Source organism: Vibrio tubiashii ATCC 19109, from assembly GCF_000772105.1.
GTDB classification, from domain to species: Bacteria; Pseudomonadota; Gammaproteobacteria; order Enterobacterales; family Vibrionaceae; genus Vibrio; species Vibrio tubiashii.
Map to the genome: position 1 here is coordinate 2,029,193 of NZ_CP009354.1, position 22,643 is coordinate 2,051,835.

Genomic DNA, 22,643 nt, shown 5'->3' on the forward strand with positions numbered 1-22,643 from the left:
AAAGTGGATAAAGATATTATGGAGAGCCTCACTGTGGCACTAGAAAAGTTCGACGATATTTACCAACGCGCAGCAGAGCGTAAAGGTGGGGAAGCAAACCTAGAGTCATTACTATCTAAGCCATTGCCATTGGATCAGCTGAGACAGATTTCCAATGATCGCTGGCTATCCGCATTCAGTATGAAGGTGTTTCAAAGTGGCATTTCTTGGAAGGTAGTGAGAAACAAATGGCCTAACTTTGAAGAGGTGTTCTTTGCTTTTAAGATTGAACCACTCTTGATGCTTTCTGACGAACAATGGGACAACAAAGCGTCCGATACTCGAATTATTCGCCATCACGCCAAAGTGAAATCCATTCAAGCGAATGCTCAAATGCTCCACGAAGCTTCTCTACAACATGGTTCATTTTCCAACATGGTCACCAATTGGCCAAGTGAAGACATTACTGGGCTTTGGAGTTATCTCAAGAAACATGGTAACCGTCTTGGTGGTAACACAGGCCCGTACAGTTTGCGCCAAATGGGTGTCGATACCTTTATCCTTTCAGGCGATGTCGAAAGCTACCTACGTAACTACAAAATCATTGAAGGGGGCAAAGACACCAAACGCTCTCTTGCAGCAGCCAATAGCGCTTTTTCTCACTGGCAACAAGAAAGCGGACGTTCACTGACAGAAATCAGCCAAACTATCGCTTTTAGCACGGGTGATAACCGCGTATAGGCCCTTAACAGTTATTGAACTGATTGCCACTGCTCGCGAGTGATTTTAAATAAGCAGTGGCGCTCTAACTCGTGACCTTTCGCTAACTTGGGATGGTCAAAGTCTTGTTCTGTGTTGCTCATGCCAATTTTTTCCATCACCCTTTGTGAAGGTAAGTTGGGCAAAGCAGTAAATGAGTAGACCTGCTCTAACTTCAACTCCGTGAAAGCAAACTCCAAGGCGGCTTGAGCCGCTTCTGGCGCGTAGCCCTTGCCCCAATGTTTGCTATCTAGTCGCCAACCAATTTCAACAAATGGTGTGTTGGGTAAACCGCTTTCTTCACTTTGCGCAAGCAGACCCACAAAGCCAATAAACTCTTGGGTACTTTTTAGCTCAACTGCCCAAAAGCCATAGCCATTTTTGTCAATGTAGCTGCGTGCACGGCCTACTTGAGCTCTGCTCTCTTCCTTTGTCATCACCGACGGGAAATAACGCATCACCTGCTCGCTAGCATTTATCTGGCAATAAGGTTCAATATCTGAATCTTTCCATTGTCTTAGCTGAAGTCTTTTAGTTTCTAGCATTGATGTTCCTTCGTCTGTTGGTAAACCCATTAAAATTGCCGTTATTGCTCTAGCTTAACCATTACTTTTTCGCACAATGTTTTCAATAGGATTAGCTCATCAAGATCGAGCTGAATCTTACATTTCATCTCAGTAGGGATAGTAAGGGCTTTAGCTTTAAGCGCTCTGCCCTCTTCGCTGAGTTTGAGCACCCTAACCCTTTCATCTAGTTCGCTTCTTCCTCTCACTACAAAGCCCTTCGCGTCAAGCCGCTTCAATAAAGGGGTTAAAGTGCCAGAATCGAGGTGTAATCTTGCACCTATGTCCTTGACGCTAATCCCATCACTTTCCCACAGCACCATCATGACAAGATACTGGGAGTAAGTGAGCTCTAGTGAGTCTAATAACGGGCGATAGGTTCGAATCACCGCATTGGAAGCGCTGTAGAGCGGGAAGCAAACCTGATTCTCTAACAATAAACTCTCTTCTTCAGTTAGCTGTTTGTCGCTATCGCAGAAACTCATTCCACCACCCTTTTAAATTAAATTGCGCACAATATACTTGCATTCAAACTTTGTTTCGATCTAATATTGCAAACAATTAGATTGCGTACAACTTAAAATAAGGATGCAAACATGACAACACTATACAAAACTCAAGCAACAGCACTAGCAGGCAGAAATGGTTTGGTTAAAACAGACGATGGTTTACTTGAACTCGAGCTTGCTTATCCGAAAGAAATGGGCGGTACTGGCGCTGCAACCAACCCAGAACAACTATTTGCCGCAGGTTACTCAGCCTGTTTTTCAAATGCTATTTTGCATGTGGCCCGCGAAGGTAAAGTGGCTTTAAAAGAAGCACCAGTGACAGCAGAGGTTGGGATTGGTCCGAAAGAACAAGGCGGTTTTGAGCTAACGGTAAGCCTTGCTTCATCAATCGATCTACCACAAGAACAAGCGCTTGAGCTCGTGCGAGTTGCGCACCAAGTGTGCCCTTACTCAAACGCTGTGCGCGGTAACATCGACGTAGAAGTCACGGTAAATGGCCAAGCAATCTAATTATTGTTGATTGGTATAGACGAAAATGCCGACCAAAAAGGGTCGGCATTTGTTGTTTTACAACTCTAGATTACGCTTGGTAGCTTTTACGCAGTTCTTTAGCGGCTAACACCATATTGGCTAATGACGCTTCCGTTTCTGCCCAGTTACGTGTTTTCAGTCCACAATCTGGGTTCACCCATAAGCGCTGCGCAGGAATCTTCTCTGCTGCTTTGTTGAGTAGGCCTTCAATCCATTCTTTAGTTGGAATGTTTGGTGAGTGAATGTCATAGACACCAGGGCCAATCTCATTTGGATAGTTGAAGTCTTCAAATGCTTTAAGCAGTTCCATATTTGAACGCGATGTTTCGATGGTAATCACGTCAGCATCTAGCGCGGCGACAGATTCAATGATCTCATTAAACTCTGAGTAACACATGTGAGTGTGGATTTGAGTTTCTGGTTTAGCACTTGCCGCTGAAATCTTAAATGCATCCACTGCCCATTCTAAGTACTCTTTATGATCGCGCTTCTTAAGTGGCAAGCCTTCACGAATCGCTGGCTCATCAATTTGGATAATATTAATGCCCGCATCTTGTAAGTCTGACACTTCATCACGCAGTGCGAGTGCAAGTTGATCCGCGATTTGCTTGCGAGTGATATCCTCACGTGGGAATGTCCAACAAAGAATCGTCACTGGCCCCGTTAGCATGCCCTTCATCTGTTTCGATGTTAAAGACTGCGCATAGGTAGACCACTCCACCGTCATCGGTTTTTCTCGTTCAATATCTGCAACGACAATGGCAGGCTTAACGCAGCGAGATCCGTAGCTTTGTACCCAACCAAATTTAGTGGTTTGGAAGCCCGCTAAGTTTTCTGCAAAGTATTCCACCATATCGTTACGTTCAGCTTCACCGTGAACCAAGACATCCAGATCCAACGCTTCTTGGCGTTTAACTGCATCTGCAATATGGCCTTTTAACGCTTGATCGTATTCCGTTTGTGACAACTTACCTGTGCGATAAGCGCTGCGCTGAACTCGAATCTCGCTCGTTTGTGGGAAAGAACCAATGGTCGTGGTTGGAAACAGTGGCAGCCCTAGTACTTCACTTTGGTGCGCTGCACGCTCGGCATAGGGAGCACTACGCTCTGCCAAAGACTTAGTAATACTATTTAAACGCGCTTGAACTTGTGGCTTATTGACATGCGTTGCGGTTTTACGTGCTTGGATCGGCGCACTGTAAGTATCGCAAGCAAGAATGGCTTCTTGGCTACCATCTAGCGCTTTACCCAGCAGCGCCACTTCCGTTACTTTCTGCTTAGCAAAAGAAAACCAACTGCGCACTTCTTCCGTCAAAGCAGGTTCTAATTCTAGATTCACCGGACTATGCAGTAGTGAACACGAGCTCGCTACCCATAACTTGTCACCGAGCTTATCTTTAAGCGGTTGCAGTAACGCCAGTTGAGCACTCAAATCTGCGCGCCAAACGTTGCGCCCATTAACCACACCAGCAGACAGCACCCAATGTTCAGGTAGTTTTTCGACAACAGCGTCTAGTTGTTCAGGTGCTGCCGACAAATCAATATGTAAGCCATCGACTGCTAGCTCGACAACTTTATCAAGCGTATCGCTAACCGAATCAAAATACGTAGTAAGCAGAACTTTCACATCACTGCGAATCACTTGATAGGCGAGTTTAAAGGCGTCTTGCCAAGGCTTGTTCAGCTCAAGAGAGAGAATCGGTTCATCAATCTGTACCCACTCGACACCTTGTTTCGCTAACTTAGCTAAGATTGCCTGATAAGCAGTTAATAGACGAGGTAGCAAGGAGAGGCGATCAAATCCCTCTTCGACTTCTTTACCAAGGTACAGATAACTCAGAGGGCCAAGTAATACAGGTTTGACGTTATGACCAGCTTTAACCGCCTCGTTCACTTCTTCAAACAGTTGAGGCCAGCTCACTTCAAACGTATCTTCCTGACTGAACTCCGGCACAATATAATGGTAGTTAGTGTTAAACCACTTCGTCATGTCTGAAGCCGCGTGACCGCTACAACCACATCCTGCCTGAGATTGACCACGTCCCACCTTGAATAAGGTATCAAGGTCTGGGAAACCTTCGCGATGTCGCTTTGGAACGTGCCCTAGTAGCAAGGTGGTAGTAAGCACATGATCATACCAAGCAAAATCACCTGCAGTCACAAACTCTAACCCAGCTTCAGATTGTGTATTCCAGTTTTTGTTGCGTAGCTCAGCGCCCACGGCTTTCAGCTCAGCTTGGTCGATTTCTCCACGCCAGTATTTCTCTAGCGCGAACTTGAGTTCGCGTTTTTCACCAATGCGAGGGTAACCTAGTATATGTGTTGTTGTAGTCATCTTGCCGATCCTTGTCATTCTTAATTTTGCAATTTATTCATTCAGTGCAGAACACCACTTAAGATGTCTGGATGGCTAAACTATCTCGTCTTAAACAGATTTGGACAACTTCCAAATATTCAACTTGTTTATTAGAAAATTTCATAATCGCAAAACACCTGTTTCAATAACTTAATCAACAAAAATAGTTAGCATGATAGACGTCTAGATGTTTACACCCCTATAAAAACAAGGTAGGTTATAAATATTCATGCTGTTCACACATCATCTGAGGGAAATTCATGATTGAGCTCAAGCATCTGAAAACATTGACTACTTTGCGTGATACTGGATCGCTAACCGCGACAGCAACCACACTGCATTTAACCCAGTCAGCCTTGTCACATCAGCTCAAAGATCTGGAAGCAAGAATTGGTGGACAGCTATTTTTGCGTAAAACTCGCCCAGTGAAGTTCACTTCCGAGGGGGAGATCTTTCTAAAATTGGCTGATGATGTGTTGCCTAAAATTGCCAAAGCAGAAAATGAAATTGCGAGCTTGAAAGAGGATGTGAACGGTCGATTGCACATGGCGATTGAATGCCACTCATGTTTCCAGTGGTTAATGCCTGCACTGAAAGAGTATCAGGTGGCTTGGCCTAGCGTAACACTCGACTTCTCGTCCGGTTTTGGATTCGAGCCATTGCCGGCGCTAATGGCTGGAGAGCTTGATTTGGTTATCACTTCAGACATTCAGCCTCGTTCAGAAGTGCACTACGAACCTCTGTTTGATTTTGAAATGCGTTTGGTCACGTCGACTTCTCACCCTTTAGCGAACAAAGAGTGTATTGAGCCGGAAGATCTCGCAGAGCAAACCATGCTTTCGTACCCAGTACAAAAGTCGCGACTCGATGTTGTAAAACACTTCCTGCAACCTGCAGGGATAGAGCCAGCAAAATGGAAACAGGCGGACAATACTTTAATGCTAATTCAGATGGTGTCTGCCGGACTTGGCGTGGCTGCATTGCCCAACTGGGCAATCAGTGAGTTTTCAAGGCAAGGCTTGATTACCAGTATCCCTCTCGGCAATGGTTTATGGCGCCGCCTATTTGCCGCAACACGGAACACAGATAAAAACAAACGCTATTTGCAGGCGTTTTTCAACACCGCGAGAGTTCAGTCTCAAAGCCACTTAGATGGAATAAAAACGGTTTAGAGGATCAAAAAAAGAGGCTAAACGCCTAATGCCAGTCAGTTAAGCTGACTGGCTTTTTTCTTATTAGGGTATTTTTTGCTCTTGGGTTTCACACATCTTGGGTATATTCGGTCTTCTCTTTTTAGTGGTAAAACATGGTGTGGTGTTTCATCGAGTAGATGATTGATGCGTTTCGGGATAGTGCCTGCCGCTTCCAACCAGAATCCATATATCAGATGGATTATCGCGGTTGCGCTTGTGGTAAAACTCAGCTGATTTGGATGGATACCCGGTATCGTCTTAGCCATATTTGCCATTTGATACCGAATGATATTATAGCCAAGCAGTACTCCCCACAACTCTTGCTCTATCATCTCTGGAAGCTTACTTCTTAGCGTGAACTCATTGTTTAGCAAAGAAGATTTGATTTCCCGATAACCGACTTCTATTTCCCAACGATGACTATACAGATCGACTATCTCCGCTGATGGGAAGCGCATTACATCTGTCATCGAGGTTAGGATATTTACCTCTTTTCCCTTAATCTTTTTGGTTAATAACCTAACTTCAACTGTTTCTGGCAGGTCTGGGAACTTCCGCTTTGCTTGTGGGCTAGCATTCAGAGCAACCACTTTGTCATTACGCCCTAACTTCCTGACGACGGTATATTGTGTGTCTTTTCTCATTGGCATCAACCAGTGACGTTCTTTACCGGTTTGGTGCCAACGATTAAGTAAACCCAGAGAGTAGAAGCCCCGGTCAAACATGGTCAGGCTATTATCGGGAGTTGTTTCAATAAGACGTTCTGCCAAAACCATCTCATTCGTCTTATAACTGTCAAACGCACTGGCTATCATCATATGGCTGCTTAGTTCCATCTGGCAGACCATTCGCACTTGGGGAAATGAACCATCGCCATTTTGATTAGAAGGCGCTTTATACCGCTCTCTGTTCTCTGGGGTGTCTGGTGTACGCCAAACGACACCGTCGACACCAAGGAGTTTTAATCCAGACCATGTGGGATGTTCGGCCTGTTGGTGCCACATCTGCTGGCTACGATGAAAAACCTCTTTCACCGCGTCAGCTCCCAACCGTTGGCGAGCCTGAACCACAGCGCTCGGGGCAACTAAAGGCTTCTTGCCTGGCAGCATTAACTGCGCCTTACTCACAATGCTCCAAACGGGCTCTTGTCGATAGAGGGACATTGCGATGACTGTCCATACGGCCATATCTAAAGGAATGCGGCGCTTTCTAACCGTTGCCACACCGGTAGCTTCAAGGCATTGATTAATAAAGTTGGGACAAAGAATATCTGAAAGCTGTCCGAGTTTATCGGTATTAGGTGCGTAGCCGTTAGCCATCGCAAGAGCGGTTGTGAGTTGCAAAAGAAAAGGTCCTAACTATCAAAAGTTAGGACCTTTATAACGTCTGTGGAGGATCGTTCAACCGATCATTTTAGGCTTAACTGAACGGCATTAGCTAAACGCCTCTTTTTGATTTATCTGTTATACGATTTGAACTGATTGGTTAAAGGGTCATATTGATAACCAAGTACATCAAGTTTACCAATCACCGCTTCAACATCCATCTCATACATAGAGACGAGTTCTTCAAAAGAATCACACTCTAAGCGCAACTTTTCATTCACGATTCCCAATAAAATTGCGCTATCTAAGCGTCCTACATTGCTGAGATCCATCACCGCCTCCTTTAACGCCATCGCTCTTACAAGCGTAGACACAAATTGGCGGTTTTGAAGTGAACCAGCTCTAAACTCTAAGCAAATTATAGAGCAAACACGGCCTGATTAGATGTTGCCGCTATCAGCATAAACGCCAAAGCAATACCAAGCTGCAATTTGTTGATTTCTTTAGAGGCTAGCATGTGCCAACACCACACAACAACGGAACTAATCATCAAAGCAAAACCTACTAGCAAAGGCTGCACAACTGCGGCTAAGGCTCCATCGTCTAGGCCATTTGCTTTGAGTAAAATCGCCAAGCACATCAACATAGCAGAGACAACGCCAGAAACGGGAAGAATGCGATGAAAAGCCTGCAGGCGCGTGCGCGCGATGGTAAGTAGTAAATGAGCAAGCAAAGCCCCTAAAAGGGTGATTAACACAAACACACTTACCCCACCAGCCAAAGACGCCTGAGAGCTAATCTCAATACCGACATAGGCTAACGCCAGACCATTTGCTAAATACATCACCCAAATCGGCCCTTGAACTCGTGTTTTTTTCGTCTGTACTTGGGAGTAAAAATAGGCAATAGCGAAGACAATCATCATAGCTTCAATGCGTAGAGACGCTACAGCAAGCCACATAATTGCTAAAGGCGGGAGGACTTTGTGAATGCGGCCTCTTTGCCCAGGGCAGATATCACCTTTGACGAGAATTAAAGTAAGAATGAGCTGCGCACCCAGTAACATAGGTGCGAACACCGTAAGTAATTGCTGAACCATAGTGTCATTGATTTGAATGAATTATAGGGTGCGGATAATAGCAGATTGAGCAATTTTAGCCATTGGCGAAATGTTCCAAAATATCTTGATTGGTGACAATACCGAGATACTCTCCGGAATCATTCACAACTAGCCAAGGTGGCTTAATACCTGACTTAATGATTTCACTCACTTTGGACACCTTAGAGTGGTGTGACACGCTGAATACGTTAGTCCGCATGACTTGATTGAGACGTTTACGACTAATCGATTGGTCTTTGCTCGTTTCCAGCTTAGTGCCTAAAGTGGGTGACAAATGGTAGTTTAACTCCTCCCTACCAACGATTCCGACACACTCTTTTCGGTCGACAATGGGTATTACCTCAAGTCGATATTGCTCAGAGTCGAACAATGATCTTGCTTTATCAAGCGTGTCATCTGGTGCCAACGTCGGGATATGAACTTGAGTCATATTCAAAATCCCAACTTGTCTCGCATGCCCGGCACTAGATAAGAAACTGTCGAGTTTTTCATAGTATCCCCAGGCACTCTCTAGCTCATCAAAAGGCAGTGGTTTAGAAAAATAATACCCTTGGATATAGTCAACACCTAAGCCACAAACTACTTCTAACTCATTGCGAGTTTCGACCCCTTCAGCAACGACTTGAACGTTCAAAGTATGTGCAAGTTGCGTGATCATTTTGACGATGTGAAATTTGTGCGAGCCTTCTTTCAAGTCCTTAACGAACTCGCGGTCAATTTTAAGGATGTCGAAGTTACAATCACTCAAATAGGCGAACGAGCTATAGCCTGTACCAAAATCATCAATCGCCACGCTGACTCCCCTACGCCTGATGTTTCGGATCAAACTTGATTGACGCGATTCACTGTCAAAATAAGCACTTTCGGTCAATTCGATAGTGACGGTTTCTGGGTTTGAAGCATATTGATGAACCAATGAATTCGCACTTTGCAGCACCTCATCGACTTCAAGCTTTGTATTTAAAGAACGATTTATAGTCACTCCCAAATTGGGACCAAAACGCTCTTGAATTTTCTTGAGATCTTGCAAGGCTTTTTTACCCACGCACCAATCTAAGTCTGACACCAAATCCAAATCTTCAGCAATCATCACCATCTCTTGGGTATTGAGAATCTTTCCATTCTGGTCTTTAAATCTGCTTAGCGCCTCAAACTTCACAATGTCCCAATTTTTCACATCGACAATTGGCTGATAATACACTTCGATAGCTTGAGACTTAATTAACTTCTCGGCCCACTCCTCTAGCTCTTTTCGGCGCAATACTTCCTTATGAAGTGCTCCGTGATAAAAGGTAATTTGACCGCGTTGTGCGCTGGACTGCTCTAGCATCGCCTGCACTGAATGGGAGACAAGTTTTTTAGGACTGTGTGTATCATGCCCCAATACTGAGACGCCAACTCGCCCATTTATGATGGCATTGTGGATGGTTTTGCCCGCATCCTGATTGAGAGTCGCAAAAAAACGTCTAATAGTTTGATGAATCATTCTGATTTGAGATGGACCCGCAACCTTATCGCATTCCAAACAAGCAACGAAATGATTACTACCAAGATAACCGACAAACTTGGCGACTTTGTTCTTATTCAGGTGTTCAGAGAGCATCGATTTCAGCTCAAAATCATCGACCTGAGAGAAGTTCGGGTGAAACGCGACCACCATGCTGATATTGGGCTCGGCCGCATCCATCCACTGATTGGCTACTGAACGCGTGAATTGCTTCTCTGTTGGCAATTGCGTAAGTAGTTCCACTCCACCGAGTTCTACATCAGCAATACGATAGAGATTATTTGACAGGTCAAGGTAAACACCAACATAAAATGTCCCTTCGACCAAGTTTATCTTCTGTAATGTTAAATCCTGAGGATACGTTTTGCCTTGGGCACTTTGAATGAGCACAACACCAGACCAGCTGCCCTCTTGTTCGGTTTGTTGCCAAATTTTCTGATAGAACCCGTCACTATGCTTTGTGGAATTAAGCAAGTCCATGGGTTGATTCACCAACTGTTGATTGGAGTAATGGGTATGGGTAAGAAAGTAGTCATTACATGCGACAATTTTGCGTGAACTGTCTGCAAGTACCACCCCATGATGAGGGTTATTAAAAAGTTGTTCAAATAAAGCACTCAGTGTAGAGGTCGTGGCATGAACAAATAACAAAGGAGTAATACTGCCTGTCACTGTGTAGCGATCTAAACCTTGGAAAGTCAATTCGACATAACAACATTGATCATCACTCAGTTGTAAACAACAGCAAAATCGTTCTTTAGAACGAATCCTTCCCGACTGCGCTAACAAGGCAAGTAACTCTGTTTGGTCGTGATAGCTCATGCAAGGTAACAGAGCGTTGCCAGTTAACGATGGAAGCTCCGAGTTTAAAATCTGCCCGCACAGAGCCTCATCTATAGTGAGTTGGTGATGTTCTAAGTCCCACACCCAATCCAGTGACTTTTCGGCACTTGAATCTTCACAGCTCGATGAAAGCTGAGTGGAACCTAACTCCCTATACATAGGATCATCCTTTAGTTTAGTAATCCCTAGTATTAAAGTTAGAACAAGATCCCCTAAGTGACAGAATTATTATTAACCAAATACTCTAGTACAGTTTTCGAGCTCACAATGCCTTTAAATAACCCCTGTTCATCAACTAATACCCAAGGGAATGGCGTTGTTTTTGCCACTAAGCAAGGGATTTCAGATTGTGAGGTTTCCCAAGCGACCTTGGTTTTGACCGGTAACATCAGCCTGTTTGCGGGCTTATGCCAATAGGCATTCTCTTTGTTGGATTCATGATCTGTACCCATGTTAGGCGTTAAGTGAAGATTCATATTGGCTCTATCTATATAGCCAACACACACCTTATCTTCTACCACAGGTAAATAGTCGTTGAATCCATCTGCGAAGTACTGATAAACCAAAGATAGAGGCTCACCTGCATCAACGTGATGGCTATGTTCGACAAGGTGAATTAGAGAATCGGCTTTGACTTCGGTTTCACCTAGAGAAAGCTGACAGTAGTTTGTCACTTGTTGCAGCTCTGATATGGGCAAAGGTTTAGAAAAGTAATAGCCTTGAATGTAATCTACACCTAAATTACTTAGGATCTTGAGCTCTTCTTCAGTCTCCACCCCTTCCGCAACCACTTTAAGCTCTAATCTTTTTGCCAACTGAATAACAGATTGGACTATATGATACTGGCGAGACTGAAAAGTAATACTGCGGATAAAGTCGCGATCTATTTTTAGAATGTCAAAATAACACTCTTTTAGATAACGAAAAGACGCGCTACCTGTACCGAAATCATCTACAGCTATTGCGACACCTGCATCTCTCAAAACAGAGACTATTTGTTTGTTTTTATTAGTACTCTCAAAGTAAGCACTTTCTGTAAACTCAAGCGTGATTGCCTCCGGATTAACCTTGGCGATATCAAGCAACATCGCGGTTCGTTCCAAGATTTGATTCATTTCATTTGATGTTTTTAGGGAACGATTGAGCGATAGTTTTACCTGTGATCCGAAAAGCCTTCGTAACTCTGGCAGCTGTTCAATGGCGATAGACATAACGATATCATCGAGCTGAACCACTTTATCTAAATCCTCTACAACACCGATCAACTCCTGTGTTGACGCTGCATACTCTTCAGCATTTGGAAAACGGCAAAGTGCTTCAAATTTATCAATTCTGTTTTGATTGATATCGACAATCGGCTGAAAATAGACTTCAATTTCCTTATTCTCCAAAGTTCGTAACACGAACTCTTCCAGTGATTTTTTCCTTTCAATTTGATTGTGAATATGACGGTCATAGAAGTTGATGCGACGCGTTTGACCAGAATGAAGTTCGAGAACAGCCTGATACGCATGCGATACAAGCTGGTTGGGATTGGTAGCGTCGACATCAAACACCGATACCCCAGAGGCCCCCTCTTTTAGCGCTGCGGCAACTGAAGCCGGTGCATGTTTAAAGCTGTGGAAGAGCTTTTTGATTGAGCGACCAATAGCGGATACGACTTGAGTCGGTTGCTGGTAACTATAGGCTAGAGCGACGACGAAACAGTCATGGCCAATATAACCTGTACACAGCACCTTGGTATTATCTTTCAAGTATGCCGCAAACTGACGCTTAACCTCTTGACTCAAATCTTGTGAGAAAGCAGCTTGTATCGCTAAAACAACTACCCCCTGACCTTTTTCCAACTGACGGCACACTTCATCCGTCTGTTCTAGAAATGTTTCCTTGCTTGGCAGTTGCGTAAGTAGGTCAATTCCACCCGACTCTATGTCTTCGATTCGATCCAGTTGGCTGGATAAATCGGAAGAAAAGCCAACAAAGTAAGTTTCACCATTACCTGGCCTAACTCTGTGGATGGTCAAATCTTGAGGAAATACCGTCCCATTGGCTCTTCGCGACAATATCGTTCCATTCCAATAGCCATTTAACTCTATTAGTTTCCATAGCTGTTGGTAATAAGCTTTACTGTGCTTACCCGCGTTAAATAACTGAGTTTTTAAACCTACGATTTCGTTTCTAAGATAGCCTGTCAAATTTTCAAAATGATGATTGCAAGCTAATATTCGTGTATCCGAGTCCGTCACTATGATTCCGTGGTGAGGATTTTCAAACACAGAATAGAATACTTCTGCGGCTTCATGGCGCGAAGCAATGTTCAAGCAAGGAGAGATTGTACCTTTTAGCTCAAACGCACTAACGCGATCAATCACTATTTCGACATAGACAAATAAGCTGACTGAGTTTAGCAAACAGCAATGGGTGTACGTTCGTTCTCCCGAGTCCAACGCAGCTTGAAAAGCGTTTTTAACGACCTTTCTTTGCGATTTTGGCAACAAGTCAAACAACGCTTTTGCTGTCAGAGAACTTGATGGCTCTCCTACCAATAAACATTTTGCTTCGTCATCGCATTCAAATACATGAGTTTTAAGATTTAAATACCAATCATAAACCGAGTATTTAGGTTTGCGCCCTTCGACCCGCCTCTCATCGAGCCTTTCTTCTAATACTGTTGTCATGATAACCAACCAACGCCATAACAATAATATGCATATTATAGGTCATTGAGCGGCATATGATCGTTACTCATTTAACACTTTAGTACCACGTATCCTTCCTATCACTGATTAAGGCAAATATTGTCGAAATAACCAGAATCATATTGAGGTAGATAGTCATCGTCCAAGTCGCTATAATTCGCGCTCCCTGGAACAGAGAACAAAATATGTACAGCAATATCACTCCTATTCATGAGCATAAAAAATACTGGGCAGAATGCTATGGCACTGCGCCATTTCTCCCGACAAATCGTAAAGAAATGGATGCTTTAGGATGGGATAGCTGTGACATTATTATTGTTACGGGTGACGCTTATGTTGATCACCCAAGCTTTGGTATGGCGATTATTGGCCGCTTGCTCGAAGCACAAGGGTTTCGTGTTGGGATCATTTCTCAACCAGAATGGAACAACAAAGACACTTTTACCGCCCTCGGCAAACCTAATTTGTTCTTTGGTATTACCGCAGGCAACATGGATTCAATGATCAACCGCTACACCGCGGATAGAAAGTTGCGCCATGATGATGCTTACACACCGAATAACGAAGGGGGCAAACGACCAGATCGTGCAACTTTGGTTTATTCGCAACGTTGTCGCGAAGCCTACAAAGGCATCCCTATTGTCTTGGGTGGTATTGAAGCGAGCTTACGTCGCCTCGCGCATTATGATTACTGGTCAGACAAAGTACGTCGCTCTGTACTATTTGATGCAAAAGCCGACATTCTTCTATTTGGTAACGCCGAGCGAGCGCTTGTTGAAGTTGCCCATCGCCTAGCGGATGGCGAAGAAATTGCCTCCCTAACCAATATTCGTGGTACGGCGGTTAATCTCCCTGCGGCTCCAGAAGGCTACAACGTAATTGATTCTTCTCGCATAGAAAAACCGCGCAAAGAAGCGTTTGTTCCGCCAAACCCTTACGCGGTTGAAGAGCAATGTGACACAAAAGCCAAGGCAGAAGAGACTGAAGCGAAACCTATTACCATTCGCCCGTCACGCCATGATGCAGCGACAACCGCAGTACGCATTCCTCCGTTCGAAAAGCTGAACAACGACCGTATTCTTTACGCGCACGCCAGTCGAATCATGCACCTAGAGACCAACCCATACTCGGGTCGCGCGCTGATTCAACGTCACGGTGATCGCGAACTTTGGGTTAACCAAGCCCCAATCCCATTGTCTACTGAAGAGATGGACTACGTATTTGGTTTGCCTTATGCACGTGTGCCTCACCCTATGTATGGCAAAGCCAAGATACCTGCTTACGACATGATTAAAACCTCGGTTAACATCATGCGTGGCTGTTTTGGGGGCTGTTCATTCTGCTCGATCACTGAACACGAAGGTCGCATCATCCAAAACCGCTCGAAAGAATCGATTTTGACTGAGCTTGAAGAGATTCGTGACAAGGTACCTGGCTTCACCGGCACCATTTCCGACCTTGGCGGCCCAACGGCAAATATGTATCGTCTTGGCTGTAGCGATCCAAAAGCAGAAGCAAACTGTCGACGCCCATCGTGTGTCTTCCCAGGCATCTGTAACAAACTCAATACCGACCACAAGCACACCATCGATCTGTATCGAGAAGCGCGTAAAGTGGATGGCATCAAGAAAGTCATGATCGCATCGGGCGTGCGATACGATTTAGCGATTGAATCTCCAGAGTACGTTAAAGAGTTGGTGACTCATCACGTTGGCGGTTACTTGAAGATTGCTCCAGAGCACACTGAAAAGGGCCCACTGGATCTGATGATGAAGCCGGGCATGGGCACCTATGATCGCTTCAAAGAGATGTTTGAGAAGTACAGTGCTGAGGCGGGTAAAAAGCAGTACTTAATTCCTTACTTTATCTCTGCGCACCCGGGCACTGAAGATGAAGACATGCTGAACTTGGCCCTATGGCTGAAGAAAAATAACTTCGAGTGTGACCAAGTACAGAACTTCTACCCATCACCTATGTGTAATGCTACCTCTATGTATTACTCAGAAACTAACCCTCTAAAACGTGTGAAATACAAGAAGCGTGAAGAGGTGCCTGTGGCTAAAGGTGAACGTCAGCGAAGACTACATAAAGCATTGCTGCGTTACCATGATCCTGCTAACTGGCCACTAATTCGTGAAGCGCTAATCAACATGGGTAAAAAGCACCTTATTGGTGATAAGACAAGCTGCTTAGTCCCTGCTGAAGATGTAGATGCAAAAACACCCGCTCAACGCCGCAAGTCTGGTCGTCATGGCTCACAACGTTTTGCGACCAAGCATACCAAGAGCCAACCTGGTTTTGAAAAAATGCACGGCGATAACAAAGGTAAAGGCAAGAACGGCAACGCTAAAGGCAGTAACGGTGGACAAGCGTCTCGTGGTGGAAAAACCAACGGTAAACCGACCAATAGTCGTAGCGGCAAGCCGACGGGCAATGGTTCAGGCAAGCCACCAGCAGCACGTAAGCCTAAACGCCGTTAACTTATAAAAACTATGAATAAAATCGCAGCTAATCAGCTGCGATTTTTTCTTACTAATAAAAAAGGCCCAACTTATCCCGTTGAGCCTTTGAAGAAAGAAGTGACAATTAAGCGTGTTGAGATTCAAACTCTTGCATAAATTCAACCAAGGCTTGTACCCCTTCAAGTGGTACTGCGTTGTAGATTGAAGCACGCATACCGCCTACTGCGCGGTGCCCTTTCAGAGCAACTAATCCACGCTGCTCAGCCTGTTCTAAGAACAATGCATCCAGTTCAGGTTTTGCAAGCTGAAATGGCACGTTCATTCGCGAGCGGTTTACGTGGTACACGTTGTTAATGTAGAAGTCTGAGCCATCAATCTGGTTGTAGAGTAGTGACGCTTTCTCTTTGTTGATCTTCTCCATTTCCGCAACCCCACCCTGCTCTTTTAACCACTTAAAGACAAGGCCAGAGAGGTACCAAGCAAAGGTTGGCGGCGTATTAAACATAGAGTCTTTCTCTGCCAAAACTTTGTAGTTCATAAAGCTAGGAACTAGATCACTTGCTAGCTCAAGCAAATCGTCACGAACGATCGCGATGCAAAGCCCAGCGGGGCCAATGTTTTTCTGCGCACCCGCATAAATAACGCCATACTTAGACACGTCAATTTCGCGCGATAGAATGTTTGAAGACATATCCGCAACAATAGGTTTATCTGTTTGAGGAAGTTCGCTAATTTCAATGCCGTCGATGGTTTCATTAGGGCAAAAGTGAACATAAGCGGCATCTGAAGCAACTTTCCACTCGCTTGCAGGGACAACGGCCGTTTTTCCTTCACACTCTGTTTTGGCAACAAACGCGTCGACTTCACAGTACTTGCTCGCTTCTTTGACCGCACTTTCAGCCCAATAACCTGCGTCTATGTATGTCGCTTTTTTCGATGAGCCCAATAGGTTCAGTGGCACTGCGGCAAACTGAGCACGTGCTCCGCCTTGGCAGAACAACACTTTGTAGTTGTCTGGGATATTAAGAAGGTCACGGAGATCTTGCTCTGCTTCTTCAGCAACTTGGATGAATTCTTTACTTCGGTGGCTAATTTCCATTACAGAAGTGCCTAAACCATTCCATTCAACGAATTCTTGTTGTGCTTTTTCCATCACTGCTTTAGGTAGGCCCGCTGGACCTGCGCTAAAGTTATAAACCTTGCTCATCTAGTCTTTCCTTGCGCATGCTTTTAAGAGATTACTCGATTAATAGCATGTTTTATTGAGGATAAAAAGCAAGAAAAGAGGTCTTTAGACCTCTTTTCTTGGTTAAGTAAGTAAATATAGTAATTAAGGCTGCATTAGCGCGGGTAAAAGTAGCGCCATTAGAGGGATCTGTTGACCATTGCCAAACACCAAATTACCTTCTTTTAGCTCTGCTTGAATCTGATACCCTTTATCCGTTTCCTGAACCAGTTCCATCGCCATCGCTTCGTCGACACCCTGCTTAATAAATGGGTATTGAGTCACGAGTCCACTGGAGAAGAAAGTATCGAGATCACCCGTTAACGCTGGCAAAATCATCGCCGGGTTTTGCGTCACATTGTCAGTGCCTTGCGGGACAGTGATCTTCCACTTAGATTCAAATTCACTCTCTTCCCCTAGCTTGACCGCCATTTTATTCATAGCAAAGTAGAAACCTTTAGAAAATAGACTTTCTACATAAGGTATCGCTTCTTCAATGTCGGCATCAGTTGGCATCGGATTATTCTGGTAAAGGTTCACCAAGTGTTCAAAAGCGACACTGTCTAAATCACCAAAAGAGAGATCGATAGAGACGCTATCAACGTTGCCGTCTTCCATAACCAGTTTATTCATATCGACGATATGCTGGCTGCTTACGGTCTTTGCCATCTCGTCAAATGAACTTAAGAAGGTGTATTTGCTGTCACTTAAAGAAAACAGTGGTGATTGGTCAACATTCAGGACTGACGCTTCAGCTAGATTTAATGTTTGTTCGCCAATCCAGAAGCTGTTCATCTTCTTGCCTTGACCTTGCCCAGTGAGGCCAGACAACAGCATCTTCTCACCCGAATTAAAATCAATTTCCACCGAAGGAATATCAAGATCATAGGTAACATCACCCAGTACGCTAACGTGCCCTTTCAAAGTAGAAGGAGTGACAGAGACAATTGCGCCATCAGGCCCTTCAGTGACTTGATTCCAATTCGCCAGACTAAGCACGTAATCGGTATTACCGTTAAGCTGAGTGACGGTATTGAGTGTGAGCGGTAAGTCTGGTGCATTATCCATCACGGATTCAGCAGAAAGGCTAAATAGACCATGACTAACGCTACTGCTCACAATCACCTCGGATGGTAAGCCGTCAATGGCAAGCTGCTCTGCTAGTACAGGATCAACAATTGTGTAGCGAGTTTTAACCGTTGAGGAAAGGTATCCACGGTCATATTCAACAATCTCCGCTTGTAGTGAGTCATTAGATAGATGAGCAACACCGTCTTGAATAACAGTCTGTCCTATCTGTCCGACAGCAAGTGGCCAACATAACGCAAGCGAAATAGCACCACCAATGGCGCCAAGTTTTTTCAAATCCATGGTAATAACGTCTTATATTGTGATTTCATTAAGTCTACACCAAAAAACATTGAGTTAAATCAGAGTATTGGCTTTCTCCGTAAATCATACGTAAATCTCGTACTTAGCTCCCAATACTCTTGCGCCGTCCTTGGTAGAGTAGAAATTGTCGATGTTTAAATTGTAGCCTAGTCGTGAACCCATTCTCTGTAATCTGTTTAGATAACAATCCAATAAGCGTAGAACAGCTTAGGCGAGAGTTAAGCCCGCTTTCATCTAAGTTTGACCTTCATACGGCAGATAGCATCGAAGATGCGCACGCTGCGTTAGAGTATTGTTTTGAGCAAAAACAAACCGTTGCCCTAGTCATCGCAAGTCATCATGAGAATTTCAACGGCGCCGACTTTCTGGTTCAACTCGACAGAAATACCCATACCCAAAGCGCACGTAAAGTGCTGATAAGTTGCGGACAAGACATTCAAGCGATTTTGTCTGCGGTTAATGAAGGCCGTTTAGATCACTGTCTAACCAAACCTTTGCAAGACAATCTAGTGCATAAAACAGCGCAAAAAGAGCTCACTACTTTCATCCTCGAACATGACAAAGAGAACTTACTGTCCTATAGCCAAGTGCTCGACCAACACCGATTGCTTCGGGCTCATATTGAGCAAAAAATGCGAAGTTATCGTGAAGGATTTATTTCTGATCATCACAGTCTGTCTGATCAAGAACTTGTTGAGAAAGTCACCTCTGCATTGCTCGATTTTTTTGCCCAAGAAGATGAGACCCAAGCGTGTCGCACCTACTCTCCAGAGCATTTGCTTACCATCGAGGGCGAAGAGAACCAATTTCTTTGGTTTATTACCAAAGGCGAAGTAGCTCTGTATAAGAAAGACGATGTCGGCATGCAACGTGAGGTGGTGAGACATACCCAAGGCAACATTGTCGGTGGCATGTCGTTTGTCACAGGTGAGCCTTCTTTTTCTACTGCAGTAACACTTTCGCAAACTGAGGTTATTAAACTAGACCGCGAAGTCTTCTCCAAAGTCATGCACTCCAATATGACGTTGCTGCCTCTTTTCACTAACTTACTGCTGAGACATTTTAACCGTCGCCTCCAACGCAGCATTAATACCAAGCTAGAGCTGCAGAAAACGCTTGAGTCACTTGAATCGGCTCATCAGCAACTAATTGAGCGAGAGAAAATGGCCATGCTTGGTCAACTCGTCGCTGGGGTTGCCCATGAGCTTAATAACCCAATTGCCGCCATCTTAAGAGGCACAGAGACGCTGACTAACAAAATCCAACAGCTGGTTGATGACCGTTCTATCGAGGAAGTCGGTATGGATGGTATCTCAGTGCTGAAAGATGGCCTCACCCAAAGACCTCGTTCAACGGCGAAAGAACGTGAACTCACTAAGATACTAGATGAACAGATACAAGATCGTCGCGTCGCGAAGAAGTTGGTTAAGCTAGGACTTGAATGTGACACTAAATGGATAGAGCTTGCGACAAACCAGCCGCAGCAAGCCCAGCAAACACTTGAACGCTTAGAGGATTACCATTTAGCGGGCGCCACACTGCGCTCGATTAACGTCTGCGCGGGACGAATTGCCGATATGGTAAAAAGCCTAAAAGGTTATGCGCGACCTGACGACGAAAAACTTCATCTAGTCGATATTCACGAAGGCATTGAAGATACCTTAGTCATTTTTGAAAACCGCCTAAAGTTTCATACGGTTGAACGTCTTTATGAGGACATCCCTCAAATACAGTGCCAACCTATCGCCTTGCAGCAGGTGTGGACCAACTTAATTTCCAATGCCATTGATGCTTTTCCAGCCAAAGGCGAGCTTAAAGTCCATACTCAAAAACTATCCCGCTGTGGACATGATTGGGTGGTGGTCTCTTTTACCGATAATGGTTGCGGTATTACACCTGCCACTCAACAGCAAATGTTTACCCTTAATTTTACCACCAAGAAAGAAGGCAACTTTGGTTTAGGTATCGGCCTTTCCGTGTGTCAACAAATTGTCCACCAGCATGGAGGGCAGATTAAGGTTGATTCTGTGGTTGGTCAATTTACTAAGATGTCAGTTTGGTTACCCTTTTGCCAAGTGCCACCGATCGTCAAGGAGCTCTAAATGAACAAATACCTTATTTTATGTGTCGATGATGAGCGAGAAGTGCTAGACAGCGTAATGCAAGATCTTGATTGTTTTGAAGAGCACTTCATTGTTGAAGCCGCGGAATCCGTCCAAGAAGCCAAGGAACTCATTGCAGAGTCTGAACGCGAAGACGTAAAATTGGCGCTGATTCTGTGCGACCATATTATGCCCGAGCAAACTGGTATTCAGTTTTTGATCGAACTGAATCAAGATGAGTCAACAAAACCCACGAGAAAACTTCTTCTTACCGGACAAGCAGGATTAGAAGACACGGTAGAAGCGGTTAATCATTCAAGCCTAGACTTCTATATTGCGAAACCTTGGCAAGGTGATGAGCTTCGCCAAGTACTAAAAAACCAACTGACCACTTATATGATTGAACACGAGCCGGACTTAATGCCTTGGGCATCGGCTTTAGAAACCGAGCGAGTATTTGAAGCCATGGCTAAAAATCGACTCTATTACGGTGAGTAAATGACCATATGTGGCATATGAATTGCTTAAATCAATAATTAACGACAAAACAATGACATTTTTATAGTGACTATTGCTATGATGCATTATCATGTCGTAACTAATGTCATGGCGCTGATGTCGCTTAAGACCAAGGAAATTAACGAGATATAGGTTTATCGTCCATATGCGTAAAACAATCTTAGCTGCAGCCCTTGTGCTTGCATCTGGTCAAACAATTGCTCAAACCGACCCTAACAGTCCTTCTGTAATGAGCAACTTCAATTATGACTACGTAGAGGCTCGAATCGGTGCTAGCCCAGTCACTTTTGGTGCCGCGATGAGCAAGTCTATTCACCCTAATGCACATGTGATCGGTCGCGTCGATTCTGAATTTGAAGGCGATTACGACGCAGCAGCCGGCTTTGGCTTCCATGCGCCAATCAACAACTGGGCAGATTTCACTGGTGAGATGCTTTTACGTCTGGTCGATACGGGTAATGAAAGCCGTTTCGGCTTGGATCGCGGTACAGAAACGGGAATGGAGCTAAACCTTGGCGTTCGTCAATGGCTTGGTCCTCAGTTAGAGGTTGGTGGTAAAGGTAGCTACATTTCCATCGATAATAAGAAAGAATGGGCAGGCTCAGCATACGCGCGCTTCCATTCAACTGAACTATTCTCTCTGGGTGCTGAAGCTCGTATCAACGACTTCTACGGTGACCAACTGATGTTCACAACTCGTTTTAAATTCTAATCGAGTCCAAGATCGAAAAAACCGAGGTTAATACCTCGGTTTTTTATTGCAAATCCTTTTGCATTTGAGCAGTACGCTTCTTAATTCAACTCCGAAGCGATGAGAGGTTAGTGACAACTCGCCAATAGTTGGCGTTTATGTGGCTCTTGAATGAGCTTCCAATGAATACCTTCGATTGCACCAGCGAATTTCCACAGCAGCTTTACATCTACATCACTGCCATAGGCTTGCTTCACTCTTGAGAAGACTGCAGGTGCGCCAAGTTCTAAAAAGGTATCTACATCCTCTACCCCTGCCTTTTTCACCATACGTTCTAAGGTCAGTTGCATATTAGGCAGATCACGCAGGCGTCTGTTCGCCGATGAACGCTTGAACTCACGCTGCGATACGGAAAAATTTATAGATTGTTCTACTAGCTCACTCAGTCGCTGATGTTGGCTCGAAAAAAGCTGGGTTATGTCGTAATAATTTACCGTCGCTGTGGTCTGTTTTTTAACATGGCGGTATTTCTCACAACCTAGCTGGTTAAGCGTTTCATCTAATGCTTCTCCACCTCTGATGAATATTTTGTCTGCACTTAGTAGTGCGAACATAGCTTCGTCTCTAAACAACCCAGTACCACCAAACATAGATCGTTTTTGAAAGTCGCCAAACTTTTGTACGTATTGAATAAATTGTTGCTCTGTCATATCCATTGATCCTTAATCAAATACCCCGATTAGTTATGATCACCAGATAGCAGCAGTAATAAGCGAAAAATTTAAAACTCAACCAAACTATGGTGTTAGTTATTGTTTAGTTTGATTGATAACAAGTACTAAGAATGATAGTTAACGAAACAAAATAA

At 44.4% G+C, this 22,643-nt stretch carries 18 protein-coding genes; 7 read left to right on the forward strand and 11 right to left on the reverse strand.

The features are described from left to right. Positions 1 to 33 precede the first annotated feature (33 nt). Positions 34 to 720 carry a DNA-3-methyladenine glycosylase I gene (locus IX91_RS09205; protein WP_038197449.1) on the forward strand — a complete coding sequence of 229 codons (687 nt, stop codon included), beginning with the start codon at positions 34 to 36 and terminating at the stop codon, positions 718 to 720. 11 nt (positions 721 to 731) lie between these two features. Here IX91_RS09205 and IX91_RS09210 read toward each other — a convergent pair whose 3' ends face one another. After that, positions 732 to 1,283: a GNAT family N-acetyltransferase gene (locus IX91_RS09210; RefSeq protein WP_004749296.1), complete on the reverse strand. Its 552-nt coding sequence runs from the start codon at positions 1,281 to 1,283 to the stop codon at positions 732 to 734. Between the two features lie 41 nt (positions 1,284 to 1,324). Further along, positions 1,325 to 1,786, reverse strand: a complete 462-nt coding sequence (locus IX91_RS09215) for a MarR family winged helix-turn-helix transcriptional regulator (protein ID WP_004742971.1) — start codon at positions 1,784 to 1,786, stop codon at positions 1,325 to 1,327. 111 nt (positions 1,787 to 1,897) lie between these two features. Between IX91_RS09215 and IX91_RS09220 the strand changes: the two genes are divergently transcribed. After that, complete coding sequence (locus IX91_RS09220; protein ID WP_004742972.1) at positions 1,898 to 2,320, forward strand: organic hydroperoxide resistance protein; 423 nt, start codon at positions 1,898 to 1,900, stop codon at positions 2,318 to 2,320. Between the two features lie 70 nt (positions 2,321 to 2,390). Here the strand turns inward: IX91_RS09220 and metE are convergent, their stop codons facing one another. After that, positions 2,391 to 4,676 (reverse strand): 5-methyltetrahydropteroyltriglutamate--homocysteine S-methyltransferase, encoded by a 2,286-nt coding sequence (metE, locus tag IX91_RS09225; protein WP_004742973.1) that lies wholly within the window; start codon positions 4,674 to 4,676, stop codon positions 2,391 to 2,393. Positions 4,677 to 4,957: 281 nt separating this feature from the next. Between metE and metR the strand changes: the two genes are divergently transcribed. Then, a complete protein-coding gene (gene metR / locus IX91_RS09230; protein WP_004742974.1) occupies positions 4,958 to 5,869 on the forward strand; it encodes an HTH-type transcriptional regulator MetR in 912 nt (303 codons plus the stop codon). A gap of 35 nt (positions 5,870 to 5,904) precedes the next feature. Here metR and IX91_RS09235 read toward each other — a convergent pair whose 3' ends face one another. The 5 genes from IX91_RS09235 to IX91_RS09255 form a co-directional block, all read right to left on the reverse strand. Then, on the reverse strand, positions 5,905 to 7,233 hold the full coding sequence (locus tag IX91_RS09235) for an IS4 family transposase (RefSeq protein ID WP_004742975.1): 1,329 nt from the start codon (positions 7,231 to 7,233) through the stop codon (positions 5,905 to 5,907). 113 nt (positions 7,234 to 7,346) lie between these two features. Beyond that, positions 7,347 to 7,547: a DUF4250 domain-containing protein gene (locus IX91_RS09240; RefSeq protein WP_004742976.1), complete on the reverse strand. Its 201-nt coding sequence runs from the start codon at positions 7,545 to 7,547 to the stop codon at positions 7,347 to 7,349. A gap of 86 nt (positions 7,548 to 7,633) precedes the next feature. Next, a complete protein-coding gene (locus IX91_RS09245; RefSeq protein WP_004742977.1) occupies positions 7,634 to 8,314 on the reverse strand; it encodes a hypothetical protein in 681 nt (226 codons plus the stop codon). A gap of 55 nt (positions 8,315 to 8,369) precedes the next feature. Then, the gene (locus IX91_RS09250) at positions 8,370 to 10,844 is read right to left on the reverse strand and encodes an EAL domain-containing protein (protein ID WP_004742978.1); all 2,475 of its coding nucleotides are present in this window, start codon (positions 10,842 to 10,844) and stop codon (positions 8,370 to 8,372) included. 53 nt (positions 10,845 to 10,897) lie between these two features. Next, positions 10,898 to 13,363 carry a bifunctional diguanylate cyclase/phosphodiesterase gene (locus IX91_RS09255; protein WP_004749299.1) on the reverse strand — a complete coding sequence of 822 codons (2,466 nt, stop codon included), beginning with the start codon at positions 13,361 to 13,363 and terminating at the stop codon, positions 10,898 to 10,900. 206 nt (positions 13,364 to 13,569) lie between these two features. Here IX91_RS09255 and IX91_RS09260 point away from each other — a divergent pair, with 206 nt between their 5' ends. Further along, the gene (locus IX91_RS09260; RefSeq protein WP_004749033.1) at positions 13,570 to 15,864 is read left to right on the forward strand and encodes a YgiQ family radical SAM protein; all 2,295 of its coding nucleotides are present in this window, start codon (positions 13,570 to 13,572) and stop codon (positions 15,862 to 15,864) included. 106 nt (positions 15,865 to 15,970) lie between these two features. On the opposite strand, the gene serC is transcribed toward IX91_RS09260, so the two are convergent. Together serC and IX91_RS09270 are read right to left on the reverse strand one after the other, a co-directional pair. After that, positions 15,971 to 17,053, reverse strand: coding sequence for a 3-phosphoserine/phosphohydroxythreonine transaminase (serC, locus tag IX91_RS09265; protein WP_004749034.1), 1,083 nt, complete (start codon positions 17,051 to 17,053; stop codon positions 15,971 to 15,973). A 123-nt stretch (positions 17,054 to 17,176) separates the two neighbouring features. Further along, positions 17,177 to 18,442 (reverse strand): DUF945 family protein, encoded by a 1,266-nt coding sequence (locus IX91_RS09270; RefSeq protein ID WP_004749035.1) that lies wholly within the window; start codon positions 18,440 to 18,442, stop codon positions 17,177 to 17,179. Between the two features lie 173 nt (positions 18,443 to 18,615). On the opposite strand from IX91_RS09270, the gene IX91_RS09275 reads away from it, so the two are divergent. From IX91_RS09275 to IX91_RS09285, 3 genes are all read left to right on the forward strand, one after another. Continuing rightward, complete coding sequence (locus IX91_RS09275; RefSeq protein WP_004749036.1) at positions 18,616 to 20,565, forward strand: ATP-binding protein; 1,950 nt, start codon at positions 18,616 to 18,618, stop codon at positions 20,563 to 20,565. Then, positions 20,566 to 21,063, forward strand: a complete 498-nt coding sequence (locus IX91_RS09280) for a response regulator (RefSeq protein ID WP_004749037.1) — start codon at positions 20,566 to 20,568, stop codon at positions 21,061 to 21,063. Between the two features lie 166 nt (positions 21,064 to 21,229). Continuing rightward, positions 21,230 to 21,796 (forward strand): hypothetical protein, encoded by a 567-nt coding sequence (locus IX91_RS09285; RefSeq protein ID WP_004749038.1) that lies wholly within the window; start codon positions 21,230 to 21,232, stop codon positions 21,794 to 21,796. A gap of 107 nt (positions 21,797 to 21,903) precedes the next feature. Here the strand turns inward: IX91_RS09285 and IX91_RS09290 are convergent, their stop codons facing one another. Further along, positions 21,904 to 22,491 carry a TfoX/Sxy family DNA transformation protein gene (locus tag IX91_RS09290; RefSeq protein ID WP_004749039.1) on the reverse strand — a complete coding sequence of 196 codons (588 nt, stop codon included), beginning with the start codon at positions 22,489 to 22,491 and terminating at the stop codon, positions 21,904 to 21,906. Positions 22,492 to 22,643: the final 152 nt, after the last annotated feature.

Excerpts from the sequence above, each read along its gene's own strand:
- IX91_RS09210 (WP_004749296.1), bottom strand. The coding sequence starts at position 1,283 with ATGCTAGAAACTAAAAGACTTCAGCTAAGACAATGGAAAGATTCAGAT.
- IX91_RS09215 (WP_004742971.1), bottom strand. The coding sequence starts at position 1,786 with ATGAGTTTCTGCGATAGCGACAAACAGCTAACTGAAGAAGAGAGTTTA.
- IX91_RS09220 (WP_004742972.1), top strand. The coding sequence starts at position 1,898 with ATGACAACACTATACAAAACTCAAGCAACAGCACTAGCAGGCAGAAAT.
- metE (WP_004742973.1), bottom strand. The coding sequence starts at position 4,676 with ATGACTACAACAACACATATACTAGGTTACCCTCGCATTGGTGAAAAA.
- metR (WP_004742974.1), top strand. The coding sequence starts at position 4,958 with ATGATTGAGCTCAAGCATCTGAAAACATTGACTACTTTGCGTGATACT.
- IX91_RS09240 (WP_004742976.1), bottom strand. The coding sequence starts at position 7,547 with ATGGATCTCAGCAATGTAGGACGCTTAGATAGCGCAATTTTATTGGGA.
- IX91_RS09245 (WP_004742977.1), bottom strand. The coding sequence starts at position 8,314 with ATGGTTCAGCAATTACTTACGGTGTTCGCACCTATGTTACTGGGTGCG.
- IX91_RS09250 (WP_004742978.1), bottom strand. The coding sequence starts at position 10,844 with ATGTATAGGGAGTTAGGTTCCACTCAGCTTTCATCGAGCTGTGAAGAT.
- IX91_RS09255 (WP_004749299.1), bottom strand. The coding sequence starts at position 13,363 with ATGACAACAGTATTAGAAGAAAGGCTCGATGAGAGGCGGGTCGAAGGG.
- IX91_RS09260 (WP_004749033.1), top strand. The coding sequence starts at position 13,570 with ATGTACAGCAATATCACTCCTATTCATGAGCATAAAAAATACTGGGCA.
- serC (WP_004749034.1), bottom strand. The coding sequence starts at position 17,053 with ATGAGCAAGGTTTATAACTTTAGCGCAGGTCCAGCGGGCCTACCTAAA.
- IX91_RS09270 (WP_004749035.1), bottom strand. The coding sequence starts at position 18,442 with ATGGATTTGAAAAAACTTGGCGCCATTGGTGGTGCTATTTCGCTTGCG.
- IX91_RS09280 (WP_004749037.1), top strand. The coding sequence starts at position 20,566 with ATGAACAAATACCTTATTTTATGTGTCGATGATGAGCGAGAAGTGCTA.
- IX91_RS09285 (WP_004749038.1), top strand. The coding sequence starts at position 21,230 with ATGCGTAAAACAATCTTAGCTGCAGCCCTTGTGCTTGCATCTGGTCAA.
- IX91_RS09290 (WP_004749039.1), bottom strand. The coding sequence starts at position 22,491 with ATGGATATGACAGAGCAACAATTTATTCAATACGTACAAAAGTTTGGC.